Here is a 4387-nt window from a genome sequence, read left to right as displayed (position 1 = left end):
CAATTACATGGGATCGATGGTTAGCCTGGGTGCCCCATTAGAATATAGCGGTAGATTCCGACCGGGTGGTGAGGATGCGAGGGACGGTGTTCCAGCTTCTTATTACAATATTCCGTTTCGGAGTTTTAGCTACGATCCCAACTTTAACGAAATCGATAAAATGCCCCCATTAACTCCCAAAGCATCTTATGTTCAGCAAAAAAACTTCACTCGTGCATACTAATTTGTGAATGTGTGATGCAGATCGCAGGCTAACAACAGTAGTTAAAGATATCTTTGATTTGCGATGATATCTTTACTCTTATTTATAAACCCCCGACAACTCCTAAAAATATGAAATACTCAAACATTCCTAACTCAATTATCGCTAAATACGCGCATATTTTGACCGGAATCGTATTCGCAACCACGTCAGTGTTACCTTTAGCAACACCATTGATGGCACAGACTGCACCCAGTCTAACTGTTAGAGCTATGACCAGCACACCTATAATCGTTGCTAGTAGTGAAGTTGTCTACCGGATTAAAGTCAACAACGCCAATAGCAGTACAGCTCATCAAGTAAAGGTGACTAGCGTTTTACCTACAGGTTTTACCTATAATAGACACCTCACTACGCTTCAGAACAAAGCTGTAACGTTTGGCCCTACAAATGCAACTAGTTTTCTCGATCCTGCCTATACCAATAAGCCAGTGGCAGGAGCCAGCACGTTAGTCTGGGACAAAATCACGATTCCCGCTAATGGTAGTATCGAGTTTATTTTCGCAGCAAACGCATCAGCGACCGCATCAACTACCCCGTATTCACTGTCGAGCCTTACAGTTGATTCTTACGGCTCTGCTACTGGCGGAACACCAAGAACTACTACGTCTACTACGATCGCTACGACAGATACGGCAGATAATGTTACACTCAAGCCCATTCCCCCAACCCCCACTCTAACGCTCGCACGTAACGCTATTAGTTATGACGAACCTATATGTGCTATGCCAGGTGTTCAGGGTGTTGGTGTCAACCTGACTGGCATCGTCAATACTTACTTTAGACCAACGTTGCAGACTGTTACCGCAGGCACTCGTAGTATTGAAATTGCGTCTGGTGCTGCGAAGGGTGGTACTACGCGAGGAGATGTTACGACTCCAGATGATATCAGAGCTGGCGATCTAGTCTTGATCGTCCAAATGCAGGATGCAAGCATTGATACTAGCAATAATGATGCATACGGATCTGGAAATACTGTCAATCAAGGTAGTGGACAAACCAACATGGGCAGTAGCGGTTCATACGAATACGCAATTGCAGATTCTACGGTTTCGGCAGCGAATGGTGGTGGTACGCTTACTCTAAAAAAACCACTGATTAACACTTATACAAGTGCGGCTGCTACTACAACTAGTGGGCAAAAAAGATTTCAAGTGATTCGTGTCCCTCAATATGCCAGTGCCAGAATTCTGGGCACAATGTTTGCCTCACCTTGGGATGGTAATGTTGGCGGCATCTTGGCTGTCGATACCTTTGGCACTTTCGATCTAAACGGTCAGCGGCTCTCGGTTAACGAAGCAGGTTTTCGGGGTGGATATGGCCCCAAAAACAGTGGTCGACCTGCCATAACAGGTTTTATGGCGAGGACGAATGCATATACCATGGACACTTCGGGAAATATACTTCTCAATACAGATAGATCTCCACAAAGCATTACAACCTTGAATAGTTTTGGATCGGGTAAAGGAGAAGGCGTTGCTGGTACCCCAAGGTTTCTAGCGACTAAGGCTTTAAATAATGTCGATCCGATTACCAAGGCTCCAGTATGGGAGGGTGGCTTTACAGATAATCGGATTGAGGGCTATCCTGGTGGCGATACAGGCCGAGGCGCGCCAGGAAATGCTGGTGGTGGCGGTAACTATCACAACGCTGGTGGCGGTGGTGGTGGTAATGGTGGGAATGGCGGACAAGGTGGCTTACCTTGGGATGAGGGAACCCCTCGTGCTAACAAAGATGCTGGCGGTCGTCCGGGGTCCTCTTCATTAACAAATATTCCCACACCGATGAAAGTATTCATGGGTGGTGGTGGTGGTGGTGGTGAAGCCAATGACGCTCCACAAGGTGTGCCAGGTGGTGCTGGGGGCGGAATTGTGATGCTTCGCGCTGGAACCATCGTTGGGACTGGATCTATTTTCGCAAATGGCACGAATGGAGATCGCGGAGCGTTTAACTCAAATCCAGATGGTGCTGGTGGTGGTGGTGCTGGGGGGACTGTGTTAGTTCAATCGCGAAACCCCTCCTCAGCAACGATTAATATCCAAGCTAAAGGCGGTAATGGCGGTAATACAGAGCGAGATGCTTTTTATAACTATACTGGGTCTCAAGCTGTTCCTAGCAGTCAACCCAACGCCAATACCACTCAAATCAGCCCTAATACTAATGCTTATGGTCCAGATAACTATGTCTATGGTGTTACTCCTCACGGCCCAGGCGGTGGTGGTTCGGGCGGAATCGTACTTTATAACATTAATGGTTCTAGTGCTAGCATTAATCCACAGGTCAATGGCGGAGTGAGTGGCCTGACCGACGATCCTTCCCCCAATGCAACCTTAAGACCTAGAGGCGGTAAAACCCAACACTCAAATGGAGCTACAGCCGGATCGTCTGGTCAAGTCGTTCGTTTTTCTAATAGCGACGATCGTTTCGCCGATTTGAATGCTTCAACTGCTTGCTCGCCAGCGAATTTAGCGATGGTCATTTCGACTAGTACTCCAACGGCAAAACCAGGGGATGTCGTTAGCTATAAAATGAAATTGACAAATCCAGCATCGAGTGGTGGCGCGACAGAGGTTCGCTTTGAAAATCAATTACCACAATATTTTACCTACACGAGAACAAACAGTATTAACGTCAGTACTGGAACTGTGGCAGCTACTCGCTCTACTACTGTCGATCCTACCGCAGGATCGTCAAGACCAACGTGGGGAACTTTCCTGATTCCCCCTGGTGCATCTGTTGAGATCGACTTCCAAGCTACCATCTCCAGGAATGCAGTAGATAATGTATATCGTGACAAAGCTTATGCAATTTACCCAGATCCTCGGCGGACAAGTGCGACACCAAATGCTACAGTCACAAACAGCTATGGGGACGATCCACTGGAAACAGGGGGTGACATCACAGTCAAACGTCCTGCACCACTAGTTCGGAACTTTTCTCCAACTATTCGGATCGTCCGCAAATAAGCTATTTGAGTAGCTGCAAAACTTAAATTTAGCAGCCAAGATCTTTAAATAGCAACAGCCTCCCAATTAATTGGGAGGCTGTTTTTGTGGTGTGAAGATGCTAATTGTTTTATTTAATGTGATGGCTGTTATATTTGGGCATAGACGAGATAATCGATCGACTGTAATGTTAACCCCTGCTGAATCTGCTACGCTAAGTTGAGAGGATTCTCAGCCGACTGAATCCACTTACCAAAAATTGTTAATGGGCGTGCATGGAAAGTAACTGGGACAATTTTCTGAAAAATGCTGGAGAATGGGTGGGGACGTTTACTCAGGTTTCCACCGCTGGGGAGTTGCTCGGTTCTACACCCTCGATCTTGACGCTCGAAGCGTTGGAAGATAACCAATTAGTCAAGTTTCGATTGCGGCGGTTTGCCAATGGTACTAGCGAACAGCCGACATCGGATACCGTTCAGGAGTACCGATCCTTGGGCAGGCAAGCGGTGTTTTTCGATACGGGGGCTTTTTCTAAAGGTTCGCTGCAAGTGGCTCCGTTTGCTGAATTTGGTGCGGAGTATGGCTTTGTGTCTGAGAATCGGCGATCGAGATTAGTACAATTATTTGACAAGCAGGGCGGATTTAATAGTCTGACACTAATTCGCGAGATTCGTGAGGGTACGGATGCCAAGCTGCGTCCCGATCTGACGGTAGAACAGTTGGTGGGTAAGTGGGTAGGTACGGCTTGTACTTTCTATGCAGATTGGCAAGATCCCAAAACTTTTGCGACGAGTTTGGAAGTCAAGCAGGTGGGTGACTTGCTGGAGCAACAATTAACTTTTGGCGATCGGACGTTGGCGGAGCCTCTCCTCTGGAGAATCGCATCTGCTGCCAAAATTGATGGAAATACGCTGCATTTTGAATCGGGAACTGCTGCGCGAAAGATCTTATTATTGCCAGATGGGGTTTCGAGCAATACACCATTACAAGTCAGTCACCGACAGCCGTTTTTTGTGGAAGCGGGATGGTTGGTATCGGATGATGAGCGTCAGCGATTGATTCGCAATTATAACGATAAGGGCGAATGGATTAGTTCCACTCATGTTGTCGAATATCGTGTAAGTTAAGCAGTGGATATCCTGATGTTGGTAAGGTCGATCGTCATAGAGCATCGCTAGAT

At 47.0% G+C, this 4387-nt stretch carries 3 protein-coding genes; all 3 read left to right on the top strand.

The genetic code is table 11. The features are described 5' to 3' along the window. Positions 1-223, top strand: a 223-nt coding sequence (locus tag C7B77_RS30445) for a hypothetical protein (RefSeq protein ID WP_181244023.1), incomplete at its 5' end; no start/stop codon positions are given. A 110-nt stretch (positions 224-333) separates the two neighbouring features. Continuing rightward, the gene (locus C7B77_RS24900; protein WP_146138506.1) at positions 334-3228 is read left to right on the top strand and encodes a DUF11 domain-containing protein; all 2895 of its coding nucleotides are present in this window, start codon (positions 334-336) and stop codon (positions 3226-3228) included. Between the two features lie 254 nt (positions 3229-3482). Next, a complete protein-coding gene (locus C7B77_RS24895) occupies positions 3483-4334 on the top strand; it encodes a DUF3598 family protein (RefSeq protein ID WP_106311263.1) in 852 nt (283 codons plus the stop codon). Positions 4335-4387: the final 53 nt, after the last annotated feature.

Source organism: Chamaesiphon polymorphus CCALA 037 (assembly GCF_003003845.1).
In the GTDB taxonomy this organism is placed as follows: Bacteria; Cyanobacteriota; Cyanobacteriia; order Cyanobacteriales; family Chamaesiphonaceae; genus Chamaesiphon; species Chamaesiphon polymorphus.
Note: the sequence above shows the minus strand (reverse complement) of the source record. Positions and strands in the feature narration are given on the sequence as shown.

Excerpts from the sequence above, each read along its gene's own strand:
- C7B77_RS24895 (WP_106311263.1), top strand. The coding sequence starts at position 3,483 with ATGGAAAGTAACTGGGACAATTTTCTGAAAAATGCTGGAGAATGGGTG.
- C7B77_RS24900 (WP_146138506.1), top strand. The coding sequence starts at position 334 with ATGAAATACTCAAACATTCCTAACTCAATTATCGCTAAATACGCGCAT.